18 protein-coding genes are annotated in these 23730 nt (G+C 60.0%); 12 read left to right on the top strand and 6 right to left on the bottom strand.

The window, feature by feature from the left end; all coding sequences use genetic code 11:
- Positions 1–25: 25 nt before the first annotated feature.
- The 4 genes from OZX73_RS06620 to cydC all read left to right on the top strand — a co-directional run bounded on the left by OZX73_RS06620 (position 26) and on the right by cydC (position 6767).
- Positions 26–1495, top strand: coding sequence for a cytochrome ubiquinol oxidase subunit I (locus tag OZX73_RS06620; protein WP_277148724.1), 1470 nt, complete (start codon positions 26–28; stop codon positions 1493–1495).
- Positions 1492–2562: a cytochrome d ubiquinol oxidase subunit II gene (cydB, locus tag OZX73_RS06615; protein WP_277148722.1), complete on the top strand. Its 1071-nt coding sequence runs from the start codon at positions 1492–1494 to the stop codon at positions 2560–2562. The genes OZX73_RS06620 and cydB overlap by 4 nt, the downstream gene beginning before the upstream one ends.
- 142 nt (positions 2563–2704) lie before the next feature.
- Positions 2705–4732 carry an ABC transporter ATP-binding protein/permease gene (locus tag OZX73_RS06610; RefSeq protein WP_277150951.1) on the top strand — a complete coding sequence of 676 codons (2028 nt, stop codon included), beginning with the start codon at positions 2705–2707 and terminating at the stop codon, positions 4730–4732.
- The gene (cydC, locus tag OZX73_RS06605) at positions 4713–6767 is read left to right on the top strand and encodes a thiol reductant ABC exporter subunit CydC (protein ID WP_277148720.1); all 2055 of its coding nucleotides are present in this window, start codon (positions 4713–4715) and stop codon (positions 6765–6767) included. Before OZX73_RS06610 ends, cydC begins: the two co-directional genes overlap by 20 nt.
- Positions 6768–6907: 140 nt before the next feature.
- Here the strand turns inward: cydC and OZX73_RS06600 are convergent, their stop codons facing one another.
- The 4 genes from OZX73_RS06600 to OZX73_RS06585 all read right to left on the bottom strand — a co-directional run bounded on the left by OZX73_RS06600 (position 6908) and on the right by OZX73_RS06585 (position 10770).
- Positions 6908–7879: a polyprenyl synthetase family protein gene (locus OZX73_RS06600; RefSeq protein WP_277148718.1), complete on the bottom strand. Its 972-nt coding sequence runs from the start codon at positions 7877–7879 to the stop codon at positions 6908–6910.
- A 128-nt stretch (positions 7880–8007) separates the two neighbouring features.
- Entirely contained in the window at positions 8008–8721 is a 714-nt protein-coding gene (locus tag OZX73_RS06595; protein WP_277148716.1) for an MgtC/SapB family protein, read from the bottom strand.
- A 304-nt stretch (positions 8722–9025) separates the two neighbouring features.
- A complete protein-coding gene (locus OZX73_RS06590; RefSeq protein ID WP_277148714.1) occupies positions 9026–9796 on the bottom strand; it encodes a (S)-acetoin forming diacetyl reductase in 771 nt (256 codons plus the stop codon).
- A gap of 95 nt (positions 9797–9891) precedes the next feature.
- Positions 9892–10770, bottom strand: coding sequence for a glycosyltransferase family A protein (locus OZX73_RS06585; protein ID WP_277148712.1), 879 nt, complete (start codon positions 10768–10770; stop codon positions 9892–9894).
- Positions 10771–10826: 56 nt separating this feature from the next.
- Between OZX73_RS06585 and OZX73_RS06580 the strand changes: the two genes are divergently transcribed.
- The 8 genes from OZX73_RS06580 to OZX73_RS06545 are packed head-to-tail and all read left to right on the top strand — an operon-like array spanning position 10827 to position 20485.
- Positions 10827–12413 (top strand): AI-2E family transporter, encoded by a 1587-nt coding sequence (locus OZX73_RS06580; RefSeq protein ID WP_277148710.1) that lies wholly within the window; start codon positions 10827–10829, stop codon positions 12411–12413.
- Entirely contained in the window at positions 12413–13636 is a 1224-nt protein-coding gene (locus OZX73_RS06575; protein ID WP_277148708.1) for a glycosyltransferase, read from the top strand. The genes OZX73_RS06580 and OZX73_RS06575 overlap by 1 nt, the downstream gene beginning before the upstream one ends.
- A 27-nt stretch (positions 13637–13663) precedes the next feature.
- On the top strand, positions 13664–15145 hold the full coding sequence (locus OZX73_RS06570; RefSeq protein ID WP_277148706.1) for a D-alanyl-D-alanine carboxypeptidase: 1482 nt from the start codon (positions 13664–13666) through the stop codon (positions 15143–15145).
- Positions 15146–15150: 5 nt separating this feature from the next.
- Positions 15151–16236, top strand: coding sequence for a tRNA lysidine(34) synthetase TilS (gene tilS / locus OZX73_RS06565; RefSeq protein WP_277148704.1), 1086 nt, complete (start codon positions 15151–15153; stop codon positions 16234–16236).
- Between the two features lies 1 nt (position 16237).
- Positions 16238–16801 (top strand): hypoxanthine phosphoribosyltransferase, encoded by a 564-nt coding sequence (hpt, locus tag OZX73_RS06560; protein WP_277148702.1) that lies wholly within the window; start codon positions 16238–16240, stop codon positions 16799–16801.
- Entirely contained in the window at positions 16798–18945 is a 2148-nt protein-coding gene (gene ftsH / locus OZX73_RS06555; protein ID WP_277148700.1) for an ATP-dependent zinc metalloprotease FtsH, read from the top strand. Before hpt ends, ftsH begins: the two co-directional genes overlap by 4 nt.
- Positions 18946–18950: 5 nt before the next feature.
- The gene (locus OZX73_RS06550) at positions 18951–19940 is read left to right on the top strand and encodes a hypothetical protein (RefSeq protein WP_277148698.1); all 990 of its coding nucleotides are present in this window, start codon (positions 18951–18953) and stop codon (positions 19938–19940) included.
- Positions 19937–20485: a DUF3180 domain-containing protein gene (locus OZX73_RS06545; RefSeq protein WP_277148696.1), complete on the top strand. Its 549-nt coding sequence runs from the start codon at positions 19937–19939 to the stop codon at positions 20483–20485. The genes OZX73_RS06550 and OZX73_RS06545 overlap by 4 nt, the downstream gene beginning before the upstream one ends.
- Positions 20486–20576: 91 nt before the next feature.
- Here OZX73_RS06545 and OZX73_RS06540 read toward each other — a convergent pair whose 3' ends face one another.
- The gene (locus OZX73_RS06540) at positions 20577–21503 is read right to left on the bottom strand and encodes an acyl-CoA thioesterase domain-containing protein (RefSeq protein WP_277148694.1); all 927 of its coding nucleotides are present in this window, start codon (positions 21501–21503) and stop codon (positions 20577–20579) included.
- Positions 21504–21916: 413 nt separating this feature from the next.
- Complete coding sequence (gene ettA / locus OZX73_RS06535) at positions 21917–23593, bottom strand: energy-dependent translational throttle protein EttA (RefSeq protein WP_277148691.1); 1677 nt, start codon at positions 23591–23593, stop codon at positions 21917–21919.
- Positions 23594–23730 lie beyond the last annotated feature (137 nt).

Raw genomic sequence — 23730 nt, 5'->3', positions numbered from 1 at the left:
GAATTATTGGGAAGAAAGGATTGACATGACTGTTTTAGGGTTGTCGCGATTCCAGTTCGCGATGACGACGGTCTTCCACTTCTTCTTCGTGCCGTTATCGATCGGCTTGGCGTTTACTGTGGCCATTATGGAAACGTTATACGTAGCGAAGAGGAAATACATCTACAAGCGCATGGCGCAGTTCTGGGGGAAGATTTTCCTCTTAGGCTTCGCTGTTGGCGTAGTGACCGGTATCATCCAGGAATTCCAGTTTGGCATGAACTGGTCGAACTACTCGCGTTTCATGGGCGACATCTTCGGCGCCCCGCTCGCCATTGAGGCTTTGCTCGCGTTCTTCATGGAATCCACGTTCATTGGGGTGTGGATGTTCACGTGGAACCGCTTCAAGCCGGGTTTGCACGTGATCTTCATCTGGCTGACCTGGCTTGGCTCCACGGTCTCCGCCATCTGGATCCTCGCGGCCAACGCCTTCATGCAGCGGCCTGTGGGCTATGGCATCAACAAGAAGACGGGCCACGCCGAGATGACGAACTTCGCCGCGGTCATCGGCAATCCGCAGCTGTGGCGTGAGTTCCCGCATGTGGCCACCGGCGCGTTGATGCTCGGCGGCATGGTCGTGGTCGGCATGAGCGCTTTCGGCTTCATGCACAAGAACGCCGACCGCGCCTTCTTCACCCGCTCGATCCGCGTCGGCGCCATCATCGCGCTGATCGGCTCCATCCTCGTCATCATCACCGGCGACCTGCAGACCCTTGAGATCATCAAGGACCAGCCGATGAAGTTCGCCGCCACCGAAGGCATCTACGAGGACCTGAAGAGCCCGGCGCCATGGATGGTCGTAGGCTTCATGAACGAAGGCAGCCACACGGCCGCCGGCCTCGAGATTCCCGGCATGCTCTCCCTGCTTGCGTTCCACAAGCTCTATGGCGGCACCATTCAGGGCATGAACACCCTGAACCAGCAGTTCCTCGGCGAGCGTGGCAAGATCATCAAGAACGGCATCGCCCATCCTGAGATCTCGAACTACTACGTGCCCGCCAACGTGCTGTTCTGGAGCTTCCGCTTCATGGCCGCCGTCGGTTTCGCCGTGCTGATCCTCGCGATCTGCACGCTGTGGTTCACCCGCAAGTCCAAGAACACCCTGGCGGACAGCCGCTGGAAGCTCTGGATCCTGGGCATCTGCACCTACCTGCCGTTCGTCGGCACCACCGGTGGCTGGCTCATCACCGAGCTCGGCCGTTACCCGTGGATCGTCTATGGCCTGCAGACCATCGCCGATGCCGTCTCGCCGACGGCCACCGTCCCGAGCCTGCTGATCACCAATATCGTGTACTTCCTGCTCTTCTGCCTCATGGGCGGCGTGATGATTTTCTACTCCCGCCGTGTGCTCCATCAAGGGCCGGAGCCGGATCCCGAGGCCGCCAAGGCGGAACCTGTGCCGGAGGTCGCTCCCGCAGGTGCCCATGCGACTACTAGAAAGGTGGCGTTGGCATGACCGAGTTTCTCGCTAAGCCATTGATCGATGGCAACAATCTCCTGCAATTGCTGTGGTTCTTTGTGATCGCACTGGTGTTCGCCATCTTCCTCTTCCTCGACGGCATCGATTTCGGTGTCGGCATGGCCACCCGCGTTCTGGCCCACAACGGCGACGAGCGTGCGCTGTACATGCGCGCGGTCGGCCCGCACTGGGACGGCAACGAGGTCTGGCTCATCACCGGCGGCGGCGCGATGTTCGCGTCATTCCCGCTCTGGTACGCAAGCCTGTTCTCCGGCTACTATCTGCTGCTCTTCATTGTCCTTGTTGGCCTTATCCTGCGTGGCGTCTCCTTTGAGTTCGCCGCCCATTCGGTCACAGATTGTGAACGCAGCGTCTGGCAGTGGGCCAACTTTGCCGGCAGCGTCATCGCGCCATTCGGCTTGGGCATGATGCTCACCAGCGTCATCCAGGGCGTCCCGATGGACGCGGCTGGCAACGTCCGCGCCGGATTCTTTGACGTGGTCAACTGGCTTTCCATCGTCGGCGGCGTGGCTGTGGTGTTCTTCAGCTTCCTGCACGGACTGCACTTCCTGAGCCTGAAGCTCGACAAGAAGACGTCCGAGAGGATGCTCAACACTTCCAAGAAGGTCTACTGGATCGCCTACCCGGCCCTTGTGGTCTTCGTGATCCTGGCGTTCTTCTTCACTGATTTCTACCAGCGTCGCACCTGGTCCACGCTTCTGATCACCGTGGTCATCCTGGCCGCGACCATTTGCGGCCATATCTCCGCATACAAGAAGCGCGGCGGTTTCGCCTTCGTGTCCTCTGGCGTCACCCTTGCCGGCATCATCGCCTTCATCTTCAACGGGCTTTTCCCGAACGTGATGATCGCGACCGATCCGGCCAAGAGCCTTGCCGTGCATGTGGCCTCGTCTTCGCAGTACACGTTGGAGATCATGACCATCGTGCTGTGCTGCCTGCTGCCGATCGTCTTGGTCTACTTCGTCTGGTCGTATTACATCCAGCGCAAGCGTCTGATCACGGACGATTCGCCGGCTTCCATCAAGGCGGCGTTGGCGCAGTAACGGATTGACATCCGTTTCCAATGGGAAGCTGAAATCAATGCCCGATGTCTCATGCGCGGCATGAACATGCGATAATGTTCATTGCCACGAGAGCATCGGGCTTTCTTTGTCTTGAGAATATCCATAAGGTAGGGGATTGGCTGTGATTGATAAAAGCCTATTCAGGTTCGACGGGGTGCGGCAACGCATGGGGCTTCTGGCGTTGCTTTCCTTGGCGCAGGCGCTGTGCATCGTCGGACAGGCCCATGGCTTGGCCCGCGGGCTGGTCGAGATCTGGAAGCAGCATGCCGTCTCCGCGCTGGTCTCTCCGGCCATCGAATTCCTCGCCTTCTACGCGTTGCGTCACTTGTGCGATGTGGCCAAACAACGTATCTCCAGTAAATACGGCAAGTATGTGGCTGGTGAGATTCGCCCGCAGCTGCAGGAGAAGATTTTCCGTTTGGGGCCGCAGGCGTTGGCTTCGCGCGGCACTGGTTCGACGGTGACGATGCTGATCGACGGCCTCGACCAGGTCAAAAGCTATATTGAGATCCTCCTGCCGAAGATGACCGACATGATGCTGATCTCCTTGGTCATCCTGATTGCCGTCTGGTGGCAGGACTGGGTCAGCGGACTGATTCTGCTGCTGATGTATCCGCTGATCATCTTCTTCATGGTCATTCTGGGCCTCGCCGCCCGAGACCGCTCCAACAAGCAGTACGCCCAATTCAACATCCTCAATACCAAATTCGTCGACAGCATCCTCGGCCTGCCGACGCTGAAAATGCTTGGTGTCGACAAGGAATACGAGGGTGAGATTTACAGCGTCAGCGAACGCTTCCGCAAACGCACCATCGACGTGCTCAAAGTGGCTATGACCTCGACTTTCGCCCTCGACTGGTTCACCACGCTCGGCATTGCCATCATGGCCGTGTTCCTCGGCCTGAGACTGGTCAATGGCACCATGCCGCTCTTCCCAGCTATGTTCGCGCTGATTATGGCTCCTGATTACTTCCTGCCGGTGCGTCAGTTCGGCGACAACTACCACGCCACGCTCGACGGCAAGAACGCCTTGCATGACATCATGAGCTTCATCGACAGCTCCGAAACCCCGCAGGATACCGAAACCCAATGGGACGGCTGGAAAGCCGACAGCGAGCTCAAGCTCGAGGATGTCGACTTTGCCTATCCCGCAGGCAGCAAACTGCAAGGTGACGATGACGTTCAAAGCGTGGCCAGCCATAATGTCGCCATGAACGCCGTGGAACAGCAACGTGAAGGTGAGGACGGCAAGAAGCCTGACGGTTCCGGCGACTCCAAGTCCAAGAGGCGCCGTGGTCGTGGTGAGAAAGTTGCTGCACAAGACCAGCAATCAAGCGTTGAGTCCGCTTCTGCTCCTTCGAATGCCTCAGTTGGTTCTGATGAAAAAGATGTCGAGCCGAAGAAGGCCGGTGCTGGCACGATCGTGGAACAGGCCGAAACACAACCTGATGCTTTGCATCACGTTTCGATGAGTTTCAAAGGTTATGGCAAGATCGCAGTCATCGGCAAATCTGGTGCCGGCAAGTCGACGCTTGTCAATCTGCTGGCCGGATTCAACATCCCACACGCCGGTTCCATCGAACTCGACGGACACAGACTCGATAATTTCAATGTTCGAGTCTGGCAGCGTCATATCAGCTACATTCCGCAGACGCCATACATTTTCAGCGGTTCCATAGCCGACAACATCCGTTTCTATGTCAATGATGCCAACGATGAAGATGTCAAGGCCGCTGCCCACGAAGCCGGTTTGGACGAGTGGCTGGCGGAGCTTGCCGATGGGCTTGACACCTTGATAGGGGAGGGCAACCGCGGCATCAGCGGCGGGCAGGCCCAACGCATCGCCTTGGCCCGTGTCCTTCTCGACAAGTCCCGCGAGGTCTTGCTCTTCGACGAGCCCACCGCGCACCTTGACATCGAAACCGAATACGACCTCAAAAAGACATTGCTGCCGATCATGGAGAACCATCTGGTCATCCTCGCCACACACCGCCTGCACTGGCTGGCGAACGTCGACCAGGTGCTGGTGCTGGACGAAGGCCAAGTGGTCGAATCCGGAACACCAAAGGAACTGATCGGAGCGGGTGGTCCGTTGGACCGCCTGATCAGCGAGATGGGAGGTAACCAGATTGACCAGTATCTCAACTGAATCGCAAGACAATCCGAACGCGACCCCATCCAAGACGACCATGAACCCAACCGACATGAACGAAAACGACAGCACACAAGTCTCAACCAGCACGAAGCCCACAACCGGTACGAAAGCTATGGACGGTATGGAAGTCTCGCCGGACACGGAAGTCGCGAAGAACTTGAAAGCTGAGAACGGTCGGAACGGCAAGGCCAATAGCGGCAGCGACGAGACCGCTACGGCTGCTGTGTCATCGTCTTCGTCTTCGGCCAAAGACAAGTCGAAACTGAGCGATTACCTGAAAATCTGGAATAACGACCATTGGTTCTGGCCGTATTTGAAGGAAAACAAGGGTACCCTTGCCTTCATTTTCTTCCTGGGATCGATGACCTTCATCTGCGCCGCGGCCTTGATGTTCACCGCCGGTTACCTCATCAACCGTTCGGCGCGCATGCCCTACAACATCCTCATGGTCTACGTGCCGATCGTCCTGACCCGCGCTTTCGGCATCGGCCGGCCCGTGTTCAAATACGTCGAACAGCTCAAAAGCCACGACTGGGTGCTGCACGTCATCTCCAAGCTGCGTGTGCAGCTTTACCGCACGCTTTCCAAGGATGCCGCGTTCTTGAACGAGCATGAGCGTACCGGCAGCGTCCTGAGTCTTCTGGCCGATGATCTCGACCACCTCGAGAACTTCTACCTGCGCACCATTTTCCCGACCGTGGTGGCCTATATCCTCTGGATCGTCGTTACCATCGCCATGGGCGTCTTCTCATGGGTTTCCTCTTTGCTGCTCTTCGTGATGCTGGCGCTGGTGCTGATCCTCATCCCGCTGGTTTCGCTGAGTTTCTCGACCGGCCATTTCGCGCTGGAAAAGCAACAGCAGGCACAGGAATACACCAAGGTCACCGAAAGCTATCTCGGTCTGAGCGATTGGGTGATCACCCACAAGGACAAGGATTTTGTCTCCATCGGCGTCGACGAATACCGGCGTATCCAGGAGAGCAAGGATCAACAGAAGATCTTCGAACGCTGGCGTAACTTCGCCATCCAGGTCATTTTCGGTGTCATCGCCATCGGCCTGATGGTCGGCGCGGGATTGACCATGACCGGCTCCAAATCCATCGCCGACTGGTCCGCCTCCATCGTGCTTGCGGTCTTCCCGCTGGTCGATTGCTTCATCAACGTGGCCCAGGCCACCGCCGAGATACCGCTGTACAGCGATTCGCTCGAACACCTGAACGACCTTACCGATCGCGTCGAGGCGCGCCAGCAAGTTCCTGTCGAGCAGCAAAAGCTCAATGGGCCTGTTGAGGAGATTGCCTTCGACCACGTCACCTTCGCCTACGGCCCCGGCCAGCCAACATTGCTCGATGACTTCACCCTGCATATCAAGGCGGGGGAGAAGGTCGCGTTGCTCGGCCCCAGCGGCGAAGGCAAGACCACGATTCTGCAGCTTCTGCTTGGCGATTTGGTTCCGCAACAAGGCAGTATCACCATCAATGGCATTCCCGTCGCGGCATTGCAGGACGAGCGTGCCCGCGTCTTCGGTTACCTCAACCAGCAGGCGTTCCTGTTCAATTCCACCATCGCCGAGAATGTGCGTCTGGGCGCTCCCGACGCCACCGACGAGGACGTGTGGGCGGCGCTCAAGGCCGTGCAGCTTGACGAAACCGTCCGTGCGCTTCCCGACGGTATCGACACTTCAGTCGATGAGGCTGGCCAACGTTTCTCTGGCGGCCAGCGCCAGCGCATCGCCCTCGCGCGCATCGTTTTGAAGGAAACCCCGGTGATCTTGCTTGACGAACCGACCATCGGCCTCGACCCGATCACCGAACGCGAGCTGATGTCGATGATCTTCTCCGCCGCAGGCGACCGCACGATGCTCTGGGTCACCCACCATCTGCAAGGCCTCGAGCAATCCGACAAGGTCATCTTCCTTGACAACGGCAAGATCGCTATGCAGGGTGCTCCCACCGAGCTCTACCGCACCAATGAGCGGTTCCGTGAACTCTACCGCCTTGACGTAGGCGAGCTGGAAATGGCGCGGTAAGAGTCCGGCGCAAGCCGAACTTGAGTGATTTGAACTGACGGGTGGATAGGCAAGTTGCGTATCCACCCGTCAATGATTTCATCATGGCGATAACCGGTGCGGCATCGAAGCAGCCGTTCGATACCGACGACGTCTGGAACTCAGAGTGTCTTGATGTATTTGTCGATGACGCCGGTCAAGGCTTTGACGGTGCCGGCGTTGATCGACGGGTACTTGGTGTCGGCGATGACGTCCTTGGCGGCTTTGAGATGCTTCAAAGCCTCGTCCTTTGCCGCTTTGATGAACTGGGGATTGGCCTTGAAATAGTCGAGCACCTTGAGCGGGTCGTCGAGCTTGACGATGCCGACGAACGACGGATCGGCCTTGATCGCCAGAATGACCGGCAGGGTGTAGATGCCGTCGCGGATGTCCTCGAGTTTCGGTTTGCCGGTGTCGTGCGCGACGTTGAAATCCTCGATGTCATCAAGAATCTGGAAAGCGATGCCCAGATGTTCGCCGAATGCCGCCGCCTGCTCAAGCGTTTTGGCGGCAGGGGAGTCGACGGTCAGCTTGATCCCGGTGAGGGCCGCCAGGCGGAACAGCGCCGCGGTCTTTCCGGCGATGGCCCGTTCGTAGTAGTCCTTGGTGATGCCGGTGTCGTGCCTGGCGCGTTCCTGCAACAGGTCGCCGGCGACGATCTCGTTGACGGTGTGCGCCTGCTCGACGATGAAACCTTTGCCCGGGGCAATGGTGGCCATGATCTCCATGTAACGCGAGAGGATGAGGTCGCCCAGGTAGATGGCGGCCTTGTTGCCGCGCGTGGTCTGCACCGTGGGCTCGTTGCGCCGCACGGAGGCGTTGTCGAGCACGTCGTCGTGGACCAAAGTCGCCAGGTGCAGCATCTCGATGGCGGCCGCGCCGGTGATGACGCGTTGGGAGGCGGCTTGCGGCTTGCCTTGGTGCATGGCGTAGGAGAACAGGAGCACCAGCGAGGCGCGGACCATCTTGCCATGGTTGTCGAGCAAACGACGGTAATCGTCGCGGTACGGGGTGACGTTGTCCTCTTCATGGTGCAACGTTTCCACCACGCGCTTCAAATCGTCGCGCAACAGGAGTTCCTGTTGATGTGGCATGCTCACCAGACCTCTCGGCAAAATACTTGGTATTCAAACGAACGTACCCAATATAGCATGAGAGCCGATATCGGATACTCCGATTTTATCCCTTAAGGCCATCGTTTCCCGAATGCGGGAGATAAACGTCAATCGTTATTATTGATTCTTGTGACGGAAATCACACCGTCGATGTCGCTCAAGTCGCCGATCAGCGCCTTGCTGTCCCGGCCCCGCACCTCCAAATCGGCGGAGACGACATGCCCGCGGCTGCCAGGCTCCTCGTCGTCGCTGTCTTTGGACTTGCGGGTGGAGAATCCCTCCACCGAAACGCCGTGGATGGCGCACACCGAAAGAATCGAGCGCAGGATGCCATGGCCGTCGCGGTATCTCAGGCGCAGCATGTCATCGTTGCCATAGCCCGGAGCGATGATCCTGGTGAGGAACGGCAGCAACGTGACCGCAAGGAAATAAAGGATGGTGCACACCAGGGCGGGTACGAACAGCCCTGCGCCGCAAGCCGAGCCGATGGCCGCGGTCATCCAGATGGAGGCCGCCGTGGTCAGCCCCCGCACGTGGGAACGCTGGGTGAAGACGACGCCGGCGCCGATGAAGCCGATGCCGGAGACGATCTGAGCGGCCACGCGCGCCGGGTCGAGGTGCACGTCGGCGGAGAGCACGTCCATGAAGCCGTATTTGCTGATGATGACGAACAACGCCGAGCCGACGCCCACCAAGGCGTGGGTGCGCGTGCCGGCGTCCTTGTGCTTGGCCTGACGCTCGAGGCCGATGGCGGTCGACAAAACCAACGCCTCAAAAAGATAAAGGGCCTGCCAGCCCCACATCGCCAGTTGTGTTCCCATTGCTTTGCGCGTTCCTTCTTCCTTGTATCGCCAAATAGGTTATACATTTTAACACGCGAGGTTCCGATACCGGAGGGCAGGCGATTTCGTGCGGACAAAGGCGTTTCGCGCTTTCGAAGAATCAATGGGGCATACTCGCGTGCGCGGTCTATGGAAAGGACAATATAAGAGGTTATTCACGAATGTAATACGTTTGCTGGATGCCCGCGGTCAAGAGGCGCCGAAACTAAAACGATGCGGATGCACGGCAATAAGCTGGCATCCGCATCGTCATATCGTATGGATCAGTGGGACGGAACCCGACTCACTGGAACTGCATGCCGCCGTCGACGAGCAGCGTCTGGCCGGTGACGTAATCGGAATCCGGTCCGGCGAGGAAGGAGACCGCCGCGGCGACGTCCTCAGGCTCGGAAAGGCGGCCGAGAGCGATGTCCTTGGAGAAGGTGGACATGCCCCATTCATCGCTCTTGCCGGCGTTCTTGCCGACATTGTGCGCGATGTCCATCATCATCGGGGTCTTGACGATGCCCGGTGCGTAGGCGTTGGCGGTGATGCCCTCTGCGGCCAAGTCGCGCGCGGCGACCTGTGTGATGCCACGGATGGCGAACTTGGTGGAGGAGTAGAGCATCAGGTTCGGGTTGCCGACCACGCCGGCCTGGCTGGTGGCGTTGATGATCTTGCCCTTGGTCTTGTTCTCGCGGAACTTGCGCACTGCGGCCTGGATGCCCCAGATGGTGCCGGCCACGTTGACGTGGACGACCTTGTCGAACAGCTCGGGGGTGATGGACTCGATCGGGGTGGTGGGGCCGAGGCCTGCGTTGTTGACGATCACGTCGAAGCCACCGAGCTTGTCGGCCACGGTGTCCACGGCGTCGCTGAAGGCCTTCTGGTCGGAGACGTCAAGACCGATGGCGATGGCCTTGCCACCCGACTTCTTGATGTCGTCGGCCACTTCCTGGGCCTTGTTTTCGTTGAGATCGGCCACGGCCACGGCGAATCCGTCATTGGCGAGTCGTTTGGCGATTGCTTCGCCGATTCCTTGGGCCGCTCCAGTTACCATTGCGACTTTTGTCATGATGAGCTCTTTCTGTTGAGCGATTATTATTGTGACACAAATCACTATATAATAATTTTAGGCAAAAATCATTATTCGCTTGTGAACGCTCACACTTATTGTTTTGCCGTTTGTTCTTGGCGGATCCCGTGCTGTTCCTTGCTCCAGATGCGCTCGGCGGGGTTGATGTCCCTGTGGACCAGGTATTTCTGGTAAACGGGGTAGAAGGCCCGCAGCGCGGGGTAGAGCGCGTACAGCGTGCGTTCGGTGTCGTGCGCACGCGAATGGTTGGGATGGGCGTCAAAGGTGTTCTGGAAGCGTTGCATATATTTGCGGAACGAGGAGAACGGGGTGTCCATGCGCCTGGCGCTCACGCCGGTGATCATCTTCGGGGAATAGACGGTTTTGAGCCCCTGGTCGATCAGGTGCAGGGAGATGTCGATGTCCTCGTGCATGACGTCCGGTTTGTCGCGGCAGACCTTGTCTTTGATGCGTTGCCAGGCGCTGGCCCGCACCGCCATGTTGGATCCGAAGAGCAGCACCTTGCCGCCGTCGGCCCGGTAGGTGACCTGGCGCACCTTGTTGTCGCCCTCGAGGCCCAGCCTCTTGGCAGGCATGTCATAGTAGACGGCCGGGCCGGTGGCGCCCATGGCCTGGGGGTCGTGATCGAAGATGTCGGTGACCACCTCGACCCAATCCGGCTTGAGCATGCAGTCCGCGTCGATGCGGCCGAACACGTCTCCGAGAGCGTTCGCGAAGCCGAAATTGCGTGTGGGGATGAGCCCTTGTTCCTGGTCCTGGCGGATGAGCCTCACCCCGGAATCCGGGTTCTCGGCGATGAAATGGTTGACCAGTTCGGCGGTTTGGTCGGTGGATCGGTTGTCGACCACGATGACCTCGTACGGCGCGACGGTTTGGCAGACGGCGTTCGCCAGGCAGCTGACGATGCGATCCTGCTCGTTGTACGCGGGGATAACGATTGAAACACGAACCATAATATATGAGGATATGCCCACTTGCCTACACATGGGGCGGGGTAGGATGGTGAATTATGAAGGAACGTGGGCAGGAAGTGGGCAGTGGCGAGAGCCAGAAAATCGATTTTGCGTCGGTGTTCCCCCAGAAGGGGGATTCCCGCAGGCCACCGGATTGGTGGGGGCGGGCGTTGCTTTATACCGCCATCATGGTGTTCGTCTGCATTTTCCTCTGGCGCTCATGGAGCAAGGTCGAGTTCGTCATCCTCGACGTGGTCGTCTCCATCTTCATCGCCCTGGCCATGGAGCCGCTCGTCGTCCGTTTGGTCAGGCACGGTTGGAAGCGCGGCGTCGCTTCGGCGGTGACGCTTGTAGGGCTCATCGTCGTCGTGCTGGCGTTGCTGGGATTGTTCGGCAACATGTTCGTGACTCAAATGGTGTCCATGCTCAAGGGGATTCCCGACCTGTACGAGCAGGCGCGCCATCTGGTGGCCCAATACACTGATTTCCGTCTTCCCGAGATATCGAACCTCGGCAGCGAGATCGCCAAGAACGTGCAGACCTCCTGGGTCACCGATTTCGCAGGCCAGGCCTTGAGCACCACCATGGGGCTGTTCAGCGCCCTGCTGAACCTTCTGACCGTCGTCATGGTAACGTATTACGTTTCGGCCGCCGGCCCCAAGATGCGCCGAAGCCTGTGCCAATGGCTCGGCCCGGTCACCCAGCGCCGTTTCCTCCTGGCCTGGACGGTGGTGCAGGACCAGATCTCCGGCTTCCTCTTCTCCCGCACGATCCTCGCCGCGTTCAACGCCTTCTTCACCTCGATATTCCTCATGGTCATCAAAGTGCCCAACTGGTTGCCGCTGGCCCTCTTCTGCGGCATCGTCTCGCAGTTCGTGCCCACGATCGGCACCTACATCGGCGGGGCCCTGCCGGTCATCTTCGCCTGGAGCTCGCGCGGGTTCATCTATGGGGTCGCCGTGGTCGTCTTCATCGTCATCTACCAGCAGATTGAGAACCTCATCATCTCGCCCAAGGTCTCTCAGCGCACGATGGATTTGAACCCGGCCATCGCCTTCCTGTCGGTATTGGTCCTGGGCGCCGTCTTCGGCGCGCTCGGCGCGTTCCTCGCCCTGCCGATCACCGCCAGCCTGCAGGCCATCTTCAAGGTGTACACCAAGCGTTACGAGCTGGTCGAGTCGCCGCTGATGAGCGACCCCGAGCCGGTGAAGAAATCCAAGGTCGTCGCCGGGGCCGAGGCGTTCAACGAGCATGTCGTCCAGCCGGTGGCGCAGCGCATGCCCCGTGCGGCAAAGGGATCGAGCGCGAGGGTGCCCGTCGACGACGAGCTGCGCAACCTGCGCGACCAGGTCTATCGCCTCACCGCCGAATCGAACGCCGGATCCACCGGCCATGACCTCGATGAATCCGAGACGATCGCCATTCCCAAGGGTGTGCTTTCGCAGGAGGAACCACGGCGAAAAGGCCTTAGGGGCAGCGAACGGGATGATGAGCAGGACACCCAGGAGCTGCGGCAGGGAAAGGGCTCGAAACCCTCGGATGACGGCCAGGGCGGAGTGCAGGCTAGAGTGGTGAACGAAAAATCCACGGACGACAAGCCGGAAGACGCAAAGACGGACAACCCAAGGAGAAGGTGGCGCTGATGGTACTGCTGAGCATCCTCGATGTCGTGATGTTCGTGTTGGGCGCCGTCAGCCTTGGCTATCAGGCGGTCTGCATCATCGCCTCGCTGTTCCACCACCACATCACTTTTCCCGCCGTCCCGATGGACAAGCGCTACGCGGTGCTGATCTCGGCGCGCAACGAGGAGAACGTCGTGCCGAACCTCATCAAATCGATTCGCGCGCAGACGTATCCGGCGCGTCTGGTCGACATCTGGCTGGTGGCCGACAACTGCACCGATAACACCGCCGACGTGGTGCGCGCCATGGGATGCAATGTCGTCGAACGTCACAATATGGAGCAGGTCGGCAAAGGCTACGCCCTGACGTATCTCCTTGACGCGATGATCAGCAAGGGGATCGCCAACGATTACGACGCCTTCTTCGTCTTCGACGCCGACAACCGGCTCGACAAGCACTACATCGAGGAGATGAACAAGGCCTTCCAGTCCGGTTTTAAGATCCTCACGAGCTACCGCAACTCCACCAACCTCTCCGACAACTGGGTCTCCTCCGGCTCGGCGCTCTGGTTCATCCGCGAATCCCGTTTCTTGAACAACTCGCGCATGCTGTTCGGCTCCAGCTGCCACGTCGGCGGCACCGGCTTCATGTTCTCGCGCGAGATCATGCAGCGCAACAACGGCTGGAAATTCCACCTGTTGACCGAAGACCTCGAGTTCACCATGGACTCCGTGCTGCACGGCGACCGCATCGGCTATTGCGGCACGGCCATCCTCTACGACGAGCAGCCGGTCTCCTTCGGCCAGAGCTGGCGGCAGCGGCTGCGTTGGAGCAAGGGCTTCTTGCAGGTCTTCCGCTATTACGGGCCCCAGCTGATTCGCCGCGCCGTGCAGGAACGCGATTTCTCGGCCGTCGATTTCACCATGCTCATTTGCCCGTTCATGCTCCTGGCCTTGCTGCGCATCGCATTGGGCATCCTTTTCGCAGCGTTCGGCTTCGTCTCGTGGACCACCCAGCTCGATTCTCTGATCAGTTGGGCAGTCGGCGGCGTGCTTGGCCTCTTGGGCATGATGTTCCTCGCCGCGCTCACCGTCTTCGCGGAACGCGGCCAGATCGGCGCCTCCAACAAGGAGCTGCTGGCGTACGTGCTGAGCTTCCCGATTTACATGGCCAGCTACATCCCCATCTCCTTCCAGGCCATCTTCTCCAAGGCTCAGTGGAAGCCCATCGAGCACAAGGGCTAGTTGGCAGTGCGCAGTACAGGAGCGGTTGTGGACACAGAGGCGCAACAACATTCCGGGCACGGCATGCACGCGCGGAAGGCTGACCATACCACGCGCGACCGCGCGTGGCGCATCGCCGTCGCCGCCGTATTGACCGTGCTGCTCAGCGCGTTCTATTTCGTCGCCGACCGTTACGGGTGGGTCCCGGGCCCGTTGACAATCGTTCCCATCGGCAAGACGTCGACCATGCTTTCCGGTTCCGTGCAGTCCGCCAAAACGATCGCCGGGCCTGCGGACCTCGGCAAGCCGATCGACAAGAACGCCGCGAACGCGCTGATTGACGCCTTCGCCGCCACGCCGGGGGTCGGAGGCGATTTCTCGGTGGCGATAGCGGACGCCAATGGCCAGTTCGTGGCTTCGCGCAACCCCGACACGCCCCGCGAACCCGCTTCGACCATGAAGACGCTGACCGCCTTGGCCGTCTCCTCGACGCTGGACATGGGCTCGACCTTCCATACCAGCACCATGCTGGAACCCGTCAGCGGCGGCAAGGCCGGCGAGGCGACCTTGACGCTGAATTCGGACGGGGACATGCTGCTCGGAGCCGGGCAGAGCGACCCGCATCACATCAATGGCAGGGCCGGCCTCGCCACACTCGCCGACCAGACCGTCGCGAAATTGAGGAAACGCGATATCAGCCGGATCCACCTGCAATACGATGACACGCTGTTTGGAGCCGTGCGCTCTCCCGCCAACATCGCCTCCCATAACCCGGGCAACAGCAATTACACTTCCATCGCCTCTATGGCCGTCGACGGGGGACGGCAGTGGAAAGGCGAGCCGCACGACATCGACGAATACACCGCCTACCCCGAGATGTCCACGACTCCGGCGCACGATGCCGCCGCGGTGTTCTCCTCCCTGCTTTCGCAGCGTGGCATCGCCGTGGATGGCGAGGCCGCTGCCGGCCAGGCCACGGGCAAGGCTACCCGCGTCGCGACGGTGGGCTCGGCGACGCTTGCGGAGGTGATGGCCTTCACCCTGCGCCATTCCGACAACACGCTGATCGAGGAATTCGGCAGGCTCACCGCTTTGAAGACCGGAGCCGCCAACAGCCCCGAAGGGGCCACCAAAGCCGTCAAGGACCAGCTTGGCAAAATGGGCGTCGAAACGGCGAACCTCAACATGGCCGATTGCTCCGGGCTCTCCGAGGGGTCGGCGCTTGAGGTCAAGACGTTGATCGGGGTGCAGACCCATAACCTCAAGGCCGGCCCCGGCGCGGCGGCGGGCGAGGGGCTGTCCGTCCCCGGTTTCGTCGGCACGGCCAAGAGACGTCTTGAGGATCCGGGCGCGAATGGGCTTCTGCGCGTCAAAACGGGTTCGCTTGATGCCGTCACGTCGATGGCGGGCAATGTCTCACGTAAGAACGGCGGCGTGCTCACTTTCGCGGTGGTGGTGAATAGGCCGCAGGACTATTTCGCCGCCAGGAAGGCGATCGACGTCTTCATGTCGGCGCTCGTGGGGCTCTGAAAACAATGGCGTATTCGGCGAGTATGAGGAAGGCGATCGGCGAGGTCCGCCGCGCGTTCGCGTCCGTCGGCCTTGAACGGCAGGATCCACGGTTCGCCCAGCACGGGAAGCACACCCCTGATACCGACGCGCCCACGGTTCTGGTGGCCTGTTCCGGAGGCCGTGATTCGATGGCGCTCGCCGCCGTAAGCCATATCGTCTGCGCGACGCTTGGGATCCATTGCGGGGCGGTCATCGTCGACCACCAACTCCAAGCTGGTTCCAGGCAGGTCGCGCGGGACGCGGCCCGACGTTGCGAGGATCTCGGGCTCGATCCCGTCACCGTACGCGCCATCGATGTCCAAGACCTTCATGGTGGCAGAAGCACCGAGGACGTGGCACGGCAGGCGCGATACGCCGCGATCGTCGAAACCGCCCGCGACGACGCTGCCGCCGTGGTGCTGCTCGCGCACACCCGTGACGACCAGGCGGAGACGGTGGCCATGGACCTGATGCGTTCCGCCGGCATTGATGCGCTTGCCGGCATGCCTCCGGTCTTCGAGCGTGACGGCGTCCGTTTCCTCCGTCCGTTCCTCGAACTCACCCGCAAGCAGACCACCGCCATCTGCGGGGAGCTGGGCATCACATGGTGGGATGACCCCACCAATGGCGACACAATGCCCGCCGACCAGCCATTGCCGGAAAGCTACCCGCTCCGTTCCCGTGTACGCCATACGCTGATGCCTTATCTGTCCTCGTTCTTCAACGGCGATTTCCCGGCACATCTCGCGCAGAGCACGGAGGTCGCCCGCGCCGACAGGGATTTCCTCGAGGTTTCGGCGGACGGCCTCTATGGGAAAGCCGTTTGCCGGAACGGCGAAGACACGGTGGTCGATATGCGTGTCAAACCGCTTGCCGAAGCCCATCCGGCGATCCGCCGCCGTGTCATCGCCCGGGTGCTCGCCGAGCTGGGGATGGCGTTCACTTCCAGCCACGTGCGCTCCATCGAGGCTCTGGTGACGCACTGGCATGGCCAGGGGCCTGTTTCGCTTCCCAGCGGATATTCAGCAAATAGGCAGAAACACGTCATTCGCGTGTGTAAAAATGGGTGACATGGAAATCGCGGATGTACAGGACGAAATTGACCAAGAGTTGGTGTCGAAGACGCAAATCGAACACAAGATAAAAGAAGTGGCGGCGCAGGTAAGCAAGGATTATCAAGGCAAGGACCTCTTGCTGGTCGCCGTGCTCAAAGGGGCCATGAACACCCTGGTGGCGTTCTCGCAGGCCTTGAGCATCGACGTGCAAATGGATTTCATGAGCCTGTCCAGTTACGGCGAAGGCTTGGAAAGCAGCGGGACGATCACGGTGCGCCAAGACCTTTCCTGTGATGTCAAGGGACGTAACGTCCTGATCGTCGAGGACATCATCGATTCCGGGCGCACGTTGGATTGGCTCACCCACGAATTGAAAAAGCGCGGCGCCGCGAGCGTCGAGGTGTTTGCGCTATTGGAGAAACCATCACGTCGTGAGGTCGAGGTGCCACTGAAATATAAGGGTTACGAAGTGCCGGACGAATTCGTGGTAGGGTTCGGGCTTGACTATAAGGAACATTTCCGCAATCTTGATTCCATCGCAGTTTTGAAGCCGTCAGTATATGAAGGAGAAGCGGCATGAGCTATCCTCAGAATCCCCAGAACCCCATGGGGCCGATGGGCAATCCGAACGGGCCCAATAACAACAATCCTTTCAACCCCTTCAACCGGGGCAACAACCCAAATAACGGCAACAATCCCAACAACGGCAACAACAACCGCCGCAACAACAACCGAGGAGAGCGCAACCCCAACGAGAAACGGCCGTTCTGGCAGTCCCCGATACTCTGGATCGTGGTGCTTGTTTTGCTTGTGCTCGCCGGCTTCCAGCTTTTCAGCTCCACCGGCACGCAGACCATCGACACGAAGAACGGCATGGAGCTCATCCAGCAGGGTGAGGCCAACCGCATCCAGATCGTCGACAACAAGCAGATGGTCAAGCTGAAGCTCGACAGCGACTTCACCAAAACCGACCCGAACACGAAGGCCAACCACAATTACGGCCGTGACGTGCAGTTCTACTACACGCTCGCCGAGGGGCCCGAGGTGCTCAAGGCCGTGCAGAAGGCCGATCCCAAGAACGGCTGGACCTCGGACATGCAGTCCGATTCGATATGGGGTTATCTGATATCGACGCTGTTGCCGTTCATCATCCTTCTGGTGCTCTGCTGGTGGCTGTTCAGCCGTATGAGTGGCGGCATGAACGGCATGCTCGGCATGGGCGGCAAGAAGGACAACGGCAAGTTGCTCGACGGGCAGACCCCGACCACCAAGTTCTCCGATGTGGCCGGCGAGGAAGCCGCCGTGGCCGAAGTAGAGGAGATCAAGGACTTCCTGAAGGATCCTTCGAAGTACAAGGCTCTCGGCGCCCGCATCCCGCGCGGCGTACTGCTCTATGGCCCTCCTGGAACCGGTAAGACGCTGCTCGCGCGAGCCGTCGCCGGTGAGGCTGGCGTGCCGTTCTACTCCATGGCTGGTTCCGACTTCGTCGAGATGTTCGTCGGTCTCGGTGCCTCCCGTGTGCGTGACCTCTTCGACGAGGCCAAGAAGAACGCTCCGGCCATCATCTTCATCGACGAGATCGACGCCGTCGGCCGCAAGCGTGGCTCCGGCATGAGCGGCGGGCACGACGAACGCGAGCAGACCTTGAACCAGTTGCTCGTGGAGATGGATGGTTTCGACAACGATACCAACCTCATCATCATCGCCGCCACCAACCGTCCTGACGTGCTCGACGAAGCGCTGCTGCGACCAGGTCGTTTCGACCGTCAGGTGGCCGTTGAGGCCCCGGATCTCGAGGGCCGCGAGGAGATCCTCAAGGTGCACGCCAAGGGCAAGCCGTTCGTTCCCGACGTCGACCTGCACACTGTGGCTGTGCGTACCCCCGGCTTCACCGGTGCGGACTTGGCCAACGTCCTGAACGAGGCCGCATTGCTGTGCGCCCGTGTGGGAGCCCAGCTGATCGACAACCGCGCCATCGACGAGGCCATCGACCGCGTCCAGTCCGGCCCGAAGCGCCAGTCGCGCGGCATGGCCCTCGACGAGATGCGCAACACCGCCTATCACGAGGGTGGCCATGCGCTGGTCGCCGCCGCCCTGCACAACACCGATCCGGTGACCAAGGTGACGATTCTGCCGCGAGGCCGTGCCTTGGGCTATACCGCCGTCATGCCCACGCAGGACCGTTACTCCCAGTCCCGCAACGAGCTTTTGGATCAGATGGCCTACGCCATGGGCGGGCGCACCGCCGAGGAGATCGTCTTCCACGATCCGACCACCGGTGCCTCCAACGACATCGAGAAGGCGACGCAGATCGCCCGTAAGATGGTCATCGAATTCGGTCTTTCCTCCAAGCTCGGTGCCGTCAAATGGGGCGATTCCGAGCACGGCGAGGATTCCGCCAACAACTTCATCCATGATTACTCCGAGCGTACGCAGGACGTCATCGATGAAGAAGTGCACAATATGCTTGAGACCGCGCATACCGAGGCCTGGCAAATCATCACCGATAACCGCGACGTGCTCGATGAGTTGGTGCGCCAGCTGCTCGTCAAGGAGACTTTGAACGAGAAGGAGCTGAAGGTCATCTTCGCCAACTTGAAGATGGCTCCGGAACGCAAGCTCTGGCTTTCCGATTCGGCTCGCCCGGATTCCGACATCCCGCCGGTGCCGATTCCCGAATCGCTCAAGCGTTCGGTCGGCATGAAGCCCGAAGAGTCCAAGTGAACGACATGACGGATTCGCCAATTGATGATTCGCGGGAGTTGAGGGGCGTGACAGCTGATGGCACGCCCCTCGGCGTTCAGGCGCGGTTTTCGCTCTCGTTCGATGAGACACTGAGCGAGGATGTTGCTGCCGGTGCCGAGGCATGGCAACGGGTGCTCCAGGCCGTTCAAAGCGGCAAGGCACGCGCCGAGATCACGGTTCATCTTGATGATGAAGCGGATGCCGCGGTTTCATCGTCTTTTGATGATGGAGACGAAAACGAAGGCGATACGCAAGCCATTAGCCGGCTCAGATTCACCGGCGTTCCGGTGACAATTGGCAATAATGTTGGCGAAGGCGAAATCACATCAACCAGCGTAGGCGGAAGCGCCGCTCCCACCAAGGCTTCGCTGGCTGGCGCGACGATCGCCGAACAGCGGCGCAAGGACGAAGCCGATAAGAAGCGGGCCCAAGAGCAGGACACCGCCGACGACGTCTATGACGTGCCCCGACGCGCCGTCATCGCCATGCGCAGCAAAACTGGTGACGCCGCCAAACGCTTCCGTTCCGCCATCGTCTCGCTGGACGCGGTGCCAGGCAACCAGGTCGAGGGCATCTCGCCGCTGTATCACGTCATGGGCGTTGATGACAGCTCCGATGCCAGCGCCGCCGTCATCCAGATGACCACCAAGCTGAAGCCGCAGGCCATCGCGGCGTTACTTGATTCCCTTTCGGCCTCGCATGAAGGCGCCGTCACATTGCGGCTGATCGATGTCGAAGGCGAGAGAATGAGCGCGGAAGCAGCCGCTCAAGATGCCGCTGCGGATGTCGCGTACGCCATCGAACTGCCGCTGGTGGAAGCCAAGAAGCAGGCCGAGATCCTTGCGCCTTGGCTTGATATGGACCCTGACGCAAGGCTCGACGGTGATCCGGTCTCCTTCCTGCTGGCGATGGCGCCCGATGCCGCCCGCGTGGGCAAGGTCGATGACCGCTGGATACTGGGGGAGACGCAATGAGTGCACGACGGACCCCTTGGTGGTATTACGTGATCGCGGTCTTGATAGGCCTGGTGTTCGGCGCGATATTGTTCAAATCCGACGAGATGACCGGTCTTTCGCTCATTGGGGCCCCGTGGTTCGTCTCGTTCGTGCTGGTGTTGCTCGGTGTCGTCGTCCTGGCTTTGGCCTTGCAGGTGCACCAATACGCCATCACCGACCCGGCCAAGCGCAAAAGCTGGATCGACCCCACCAAAGCCGTCTATACGCTGGTGCTCTGCAAGGCGCTGGGCATCGCAGGTGCGGGACTCGCCGGCTGGTATCTGGCGCAATTGCTGCTCTGCCTGACCCATTGGGGTGCCTCGTATTATCACAACGTGATCATCCAATGCGCTATCGCCACCGTTATCTGCATCGCCGACATGGTTGTGGGCATCATCGGAGAATGGTTCTGCCAGCTTCCGCCAGATGAGGGTGCGGAGAATCCGAAGATCAAGGCCGCGAAGCGCCGTGAACGCCGGCGCAAGCTCGCCGCAGGTTCCATGGGCAAAAGAAGCGATTCCTAGACTGGTATGAGTTTGGATATATACGATTTCGGCGGATGGATTGGTTTGAGTGCCATTCCATCCGCCAAATTATTTCGATAACTGATGAAATTCAGTTTTTCTTGTCGTCCTTCTTCTCTGGCACTCGAATGGTGGCTTCTTGCGTCATCGCGGCCAGAAGCCTGCCGTCTGCCGAATAGACCTTGGCGATGCCCAGGGCGCGGCCATGGCCGGCCACCGGAGCATCCTGCACGTAGAGGTGCCATTGATTCATGTCGATGTTGTCATACCACCACATCGAGTGGTCGATCGAGGCGTAGAAGATGCCCGGTGTCGAAATGCTCAAGCCCGCGCGGCGCAGATCCGGCTCCATCATCACCTGATCGCATTCCAGCGCCAGCAACGCGCGATAGATGTTCTGCGAGGCCGTGACCGGGCTGGCCATGCGCATCCAGACCATCTGCCTGCCGGAATCCTTGTCGGCGCTTTCCTTGTCCGGTTCCAACATCACGGTCGAGCCGATGTGGCGGATGTCGAACGGTGACTGCGAGGCGTAGTACTTGGCGAAGCCGGACTGGTCGGCGTAAGGCTCCATCAGATCCTTGGCACTGGTAAGCGTTTCCGGGGCGGGCAGGTTTTTGGGCATGTCATCGTTGAACTCCACGCCTGATTGGCCAGCCTTCTGCAGGCTCACCGTGGCGGTGAAGAGCAGCTGTTTGCCTTGCTTGGCGTCGACGCGGCGGGTCGAGAAGGAGCGGCCGTCTCTCAGCGATTCGACCTCGTAGCGGGTCTCCTCGTCGAGCTTGCCGACCTTGATGAATGTGGCGTGGATGGAGTTGGCGACCTTGTCGTCGTCGGCGGTGTCGGACGCGGCGATGATGGCCTGCGCGGTCATCTGGCCGCCGTAGATGTGTTCGGTGGGGTAGTAGAGGTTCGTGGCGTCATGGAAGACGGTGCGTCCGCCCTGCTCTTCTCCTGCCTTGAGCTTGAGCGCCTCAACCGCCTGCTGTGCTGCGTCGCCCGCCTTGACTTTCGCCATGTCACTCCTCGATTCTGTCAAATAACGCTTATGCGAGTCTATCCGCGCCGCCCAACTTTCCGTCCGAATTTCGCCATCATCTGAACCTGTCTATTTATTTATTATTTCGCGCTGGCCCATCAGATTTGCATATATAAAACTTACTCATGACGTAGAGGGACTGGGATATATAATGCTCGACACGCTCCGGGCCGCTCAGGCCAAGTCTTTACGGTCGAGCATCACATATCCCAGTCCCTCTACTCAGCAAAGCGAACTGTTAGAAATCTTTAACGGTTAAAAGTTGAGTGGGGAGGTGGGGATATGCGATGATCGGGCGTAAGACATGGCCGAGCGGCCAAGGAGCGTCCCGAGCATTGTATATCCCCACCTCCCCACGTCAGTCAGTAAGGAACAATGAGTTGTTCGGAGGATTAGCGCGTGAGCTTTCGGTGGATGCGATGGGGGCGGGAGGCCTCTTCGCCTAGGCGCTTGACCTTGTCTTCCTGATAGGCCTGGAAGTTGCCTTCGAACCAGTGCCACTTGGCCGGGTTGTCGTCATCGCCCTCCCATGCGAGGATATGCGTGGCGATGCGGTCGAGGAACCAGCGGTCGTGGGAGATGACCACGGCGCAACCGGGGAACTCGATCAGCGCGTTCTCCAGCGATTCCAACGTTTCGACGTCGAGGTCGTTGGTGGGCTCGTCGAGCAGGAGCAGGTTGCCGCCCTGCTTCAGCGTCAACGCGAGGTTCAAACGGTTGCGCTCGCCGCCGGAAAGCATGCCGGTGAGCTTCTGCTGGTCGCTGCCCTTGAAGCCGAAGCTGGCGACGTAGGCGCGGGTCGGCACTTCGACGCCGGCGACCTCGATGAAGTCGTTGCCGTCGGAAACCGCCTCCCAGAGGTTCTTGTTCGGGTCGAGGCCCTCGCGGTTCTGGTCGACGTACGAAATCTTGACGGTTTCGCCGATGTCGAGCTTGCCGCTGGTCAGCGGCTCCTTGCCGACGATGGTCTTGAAGAGGGTGGACTTGCCGACGCCGTTGGGACCGATGATGCCCACGATGCCGTTACGCGGCAAGGTGAAGGAGAGATCGTCGATCAGCACGCGGTCGCCGAACGCCTTGCGGATATGCTCGGCCTCCAGCACCTGCGAGCCCAGACGTGGCCCCGGCGGGATGACGATTTCGGAGAAGTCCAGCTTCTTGGCGTTGCGCGCCTCGTTCTCCATCTCGTCGTAGCGCTCGAGCCTGGCCTTGTTCTTGGCCTGACGGGCCTTGGGCGAGCTCTTGACCCACGCGATCTCGTTCTTGAGTCTCTTGGCGAGCTTGGCGTCCTTGGCGCCCTGGATCTCCATGCGCTTCTCTTTGGTCTCCAGATACGTGGAGTAGTTGCCCTTGTAGGGGTAGAGATGGCCGCGGTCGACCTCGCAGATCCATTCGGCCACATTGTCCATGAAGTAGCGGTCGTGGGTGACGGCGATGACGGCACCTTTGTAGGAGTGCAGGAACTGTTCGAGCCAGAGGATGGATTCGGCGTCGAGGTGGTTGGTCGGCTCGTCCAGCAGCAAGAGGTCGGGGGCTTCCAGCAGCAGCTTGCACAGCGCCACGCGACGGCGCTCACCGCCCGAGCAGACCTTCACGGGAGTGTCGGGATCGGGGCACTGCAGGGCGTCCATCGCCTGCTCGAGCTGGGAGTCGATGTCCCAACCGTCGGCCGCATCGATCTCTTCCTGCAGCTTGCCCATTTCGGCCATCAGCGCGTCATAGTCGGCGTTGGGGTCGGCCATCTCCTCGCCGATCTGGTTGAACCGGTCGACCTTCTTGGTGATGTCACCGAAAGCGGCCTTGATGTTCTCACCGACGGTCTTGTCCTCGTCCAGCGGCGGTTCCTGCTGCAGGATGCCCACGGAATAGCCCGGTGTCAGCTTCGCTTCGCCGTTGGAGACGGTTTCCTGCCCGGCCATGATCTTCAAGAGGGTGGACTTGCCCATGCCGTTGGGGCCGACGACGCCGATTTTCGCGCCCGGCAAAAAGCTCAGGGTCACGTCGTCAAGGATCACACGGTCGCCGTAGGCCTTGCGAGCATTGATCATTTGGAAAATAAACTCAGCCAAGTATTCATTCCTTCGTTCTGGTGTGTGCTATGTCTCATTCACGTTTCAAACGTTCCGCGCGGTTTGCTCCACCCGCAGATTCAAGCCAATTTTGGCATATCGAGTAGACGTATCAACGTTTCTTTGCTGTGCGTTTA

Source organism: Bifidobacterium sp. ESL0775 (genome assembly GCF_029395475.1).
GTDB lineage: Bacteria > Actinomycetota > Actinomycetes > Actinomycetales > Bifidobacteriaceae > Bifidobacterium.
This window is presented reverse-complemented; position numbering and strand designations above follow the sequence as displayed.

Bases quoted from the DNA above. Each gene is read 5' to 3' on its own strand.
- OZX73_RS06585 (WP_277148712.1), bottom strand. From the start codon at position 10,770: ATGGTTCGTGTTTCAATCGTTATCCCCGCGTACAACGAGCAGGATCGC.
- OZX73_RS06550 (WP_277148698.1), top strand. From the start codon at position 18,951: ATGACGGATTCGCCAATTGATGATTCGCGGGAGTTGAGGGGCGTGACA.
- OZX73_RS06595 (WP_277148716.1), bottom strand. From the start codon at position 8,721: ATGGGAACACAACTGGCGATGTGGGGCTGGCAGGCCCTTTATCTTTTT.
- ftsH (WP_277148700.1), top strand. From the start codon at position 16,798: ATGAGCTATCCTCAGAATCCCCAGAACCCCATGGGGCCGATGGGCAAT.
- tilS (WP_277148704.1), top strand. From the start codon at position 15,151: ATGGCGTATTCGGCGAGTATGAGGAAGGCGATCGGCGAGGTCCGCCGC.
- OZX73_RS06590 (WP_277148714.1), bottom strand. From the start codon at position 9,796: ATGACAAAAGTCGCAATGGTAACTGGAGCGGCCCAAGGAATCGGCGAA.
- OZX73_RS06545 (WP_277148696.1), top strand. From the start codon at position 19,937: ATGAGTGCACGACGGACCCCTTGGTGGTATTACGTGATCGCGGTCTTG.
- OZX73_RS06620 (WP_277148724.1), top strand. From the start codon at position 26: ATGACTGTTTTAGGGTTGTCGCGATTCCAGTTCGCGATGACGACGGTC.
- OZX73_RS06600 (WP_277148718.1), bottom strand. From the start codon at position 7,879: ATGCCACATCAACAGGAACTCCTGTTGCGCGACGATTTGAAGCGCGTG.
- OZX73_RS06580 (WP_277148710.1), top strand. From the start codon at position 10,827: ATGAAGGAACGTGGGCAGGAAGTGGGCAGTGGCGAGAGCCAGAAAATC.
- OZX73_RS06540 (WP_277148694.1), bottom strand. From the start codon at position 21,503: ATGGCGAAAGTCAAGGCGGGCGACGCAGCACAGCAGGCGGTTGAGGCG.
- hpt (WP_277148702.1), top strand. From the start codon at position 16,238: ATGGAAATCGCGGATGTACAGGACGAAATTGACCAAGAGTTGGTGTCG.
- OZX73_RS06575 (WP_277148708.1), top strand. From the start codon at position 12,413: ATGGTACTGCTGAGCATCCTCGATGTCGTGATGTTCGTGTTGGGCGCC.
- cydB (WP_277148722.1), top strand. From the start codon at position 1,492: ATGACCGAGTTTCTCGCTAAGCCATTGATCGATGGCAACAATCTCCTG.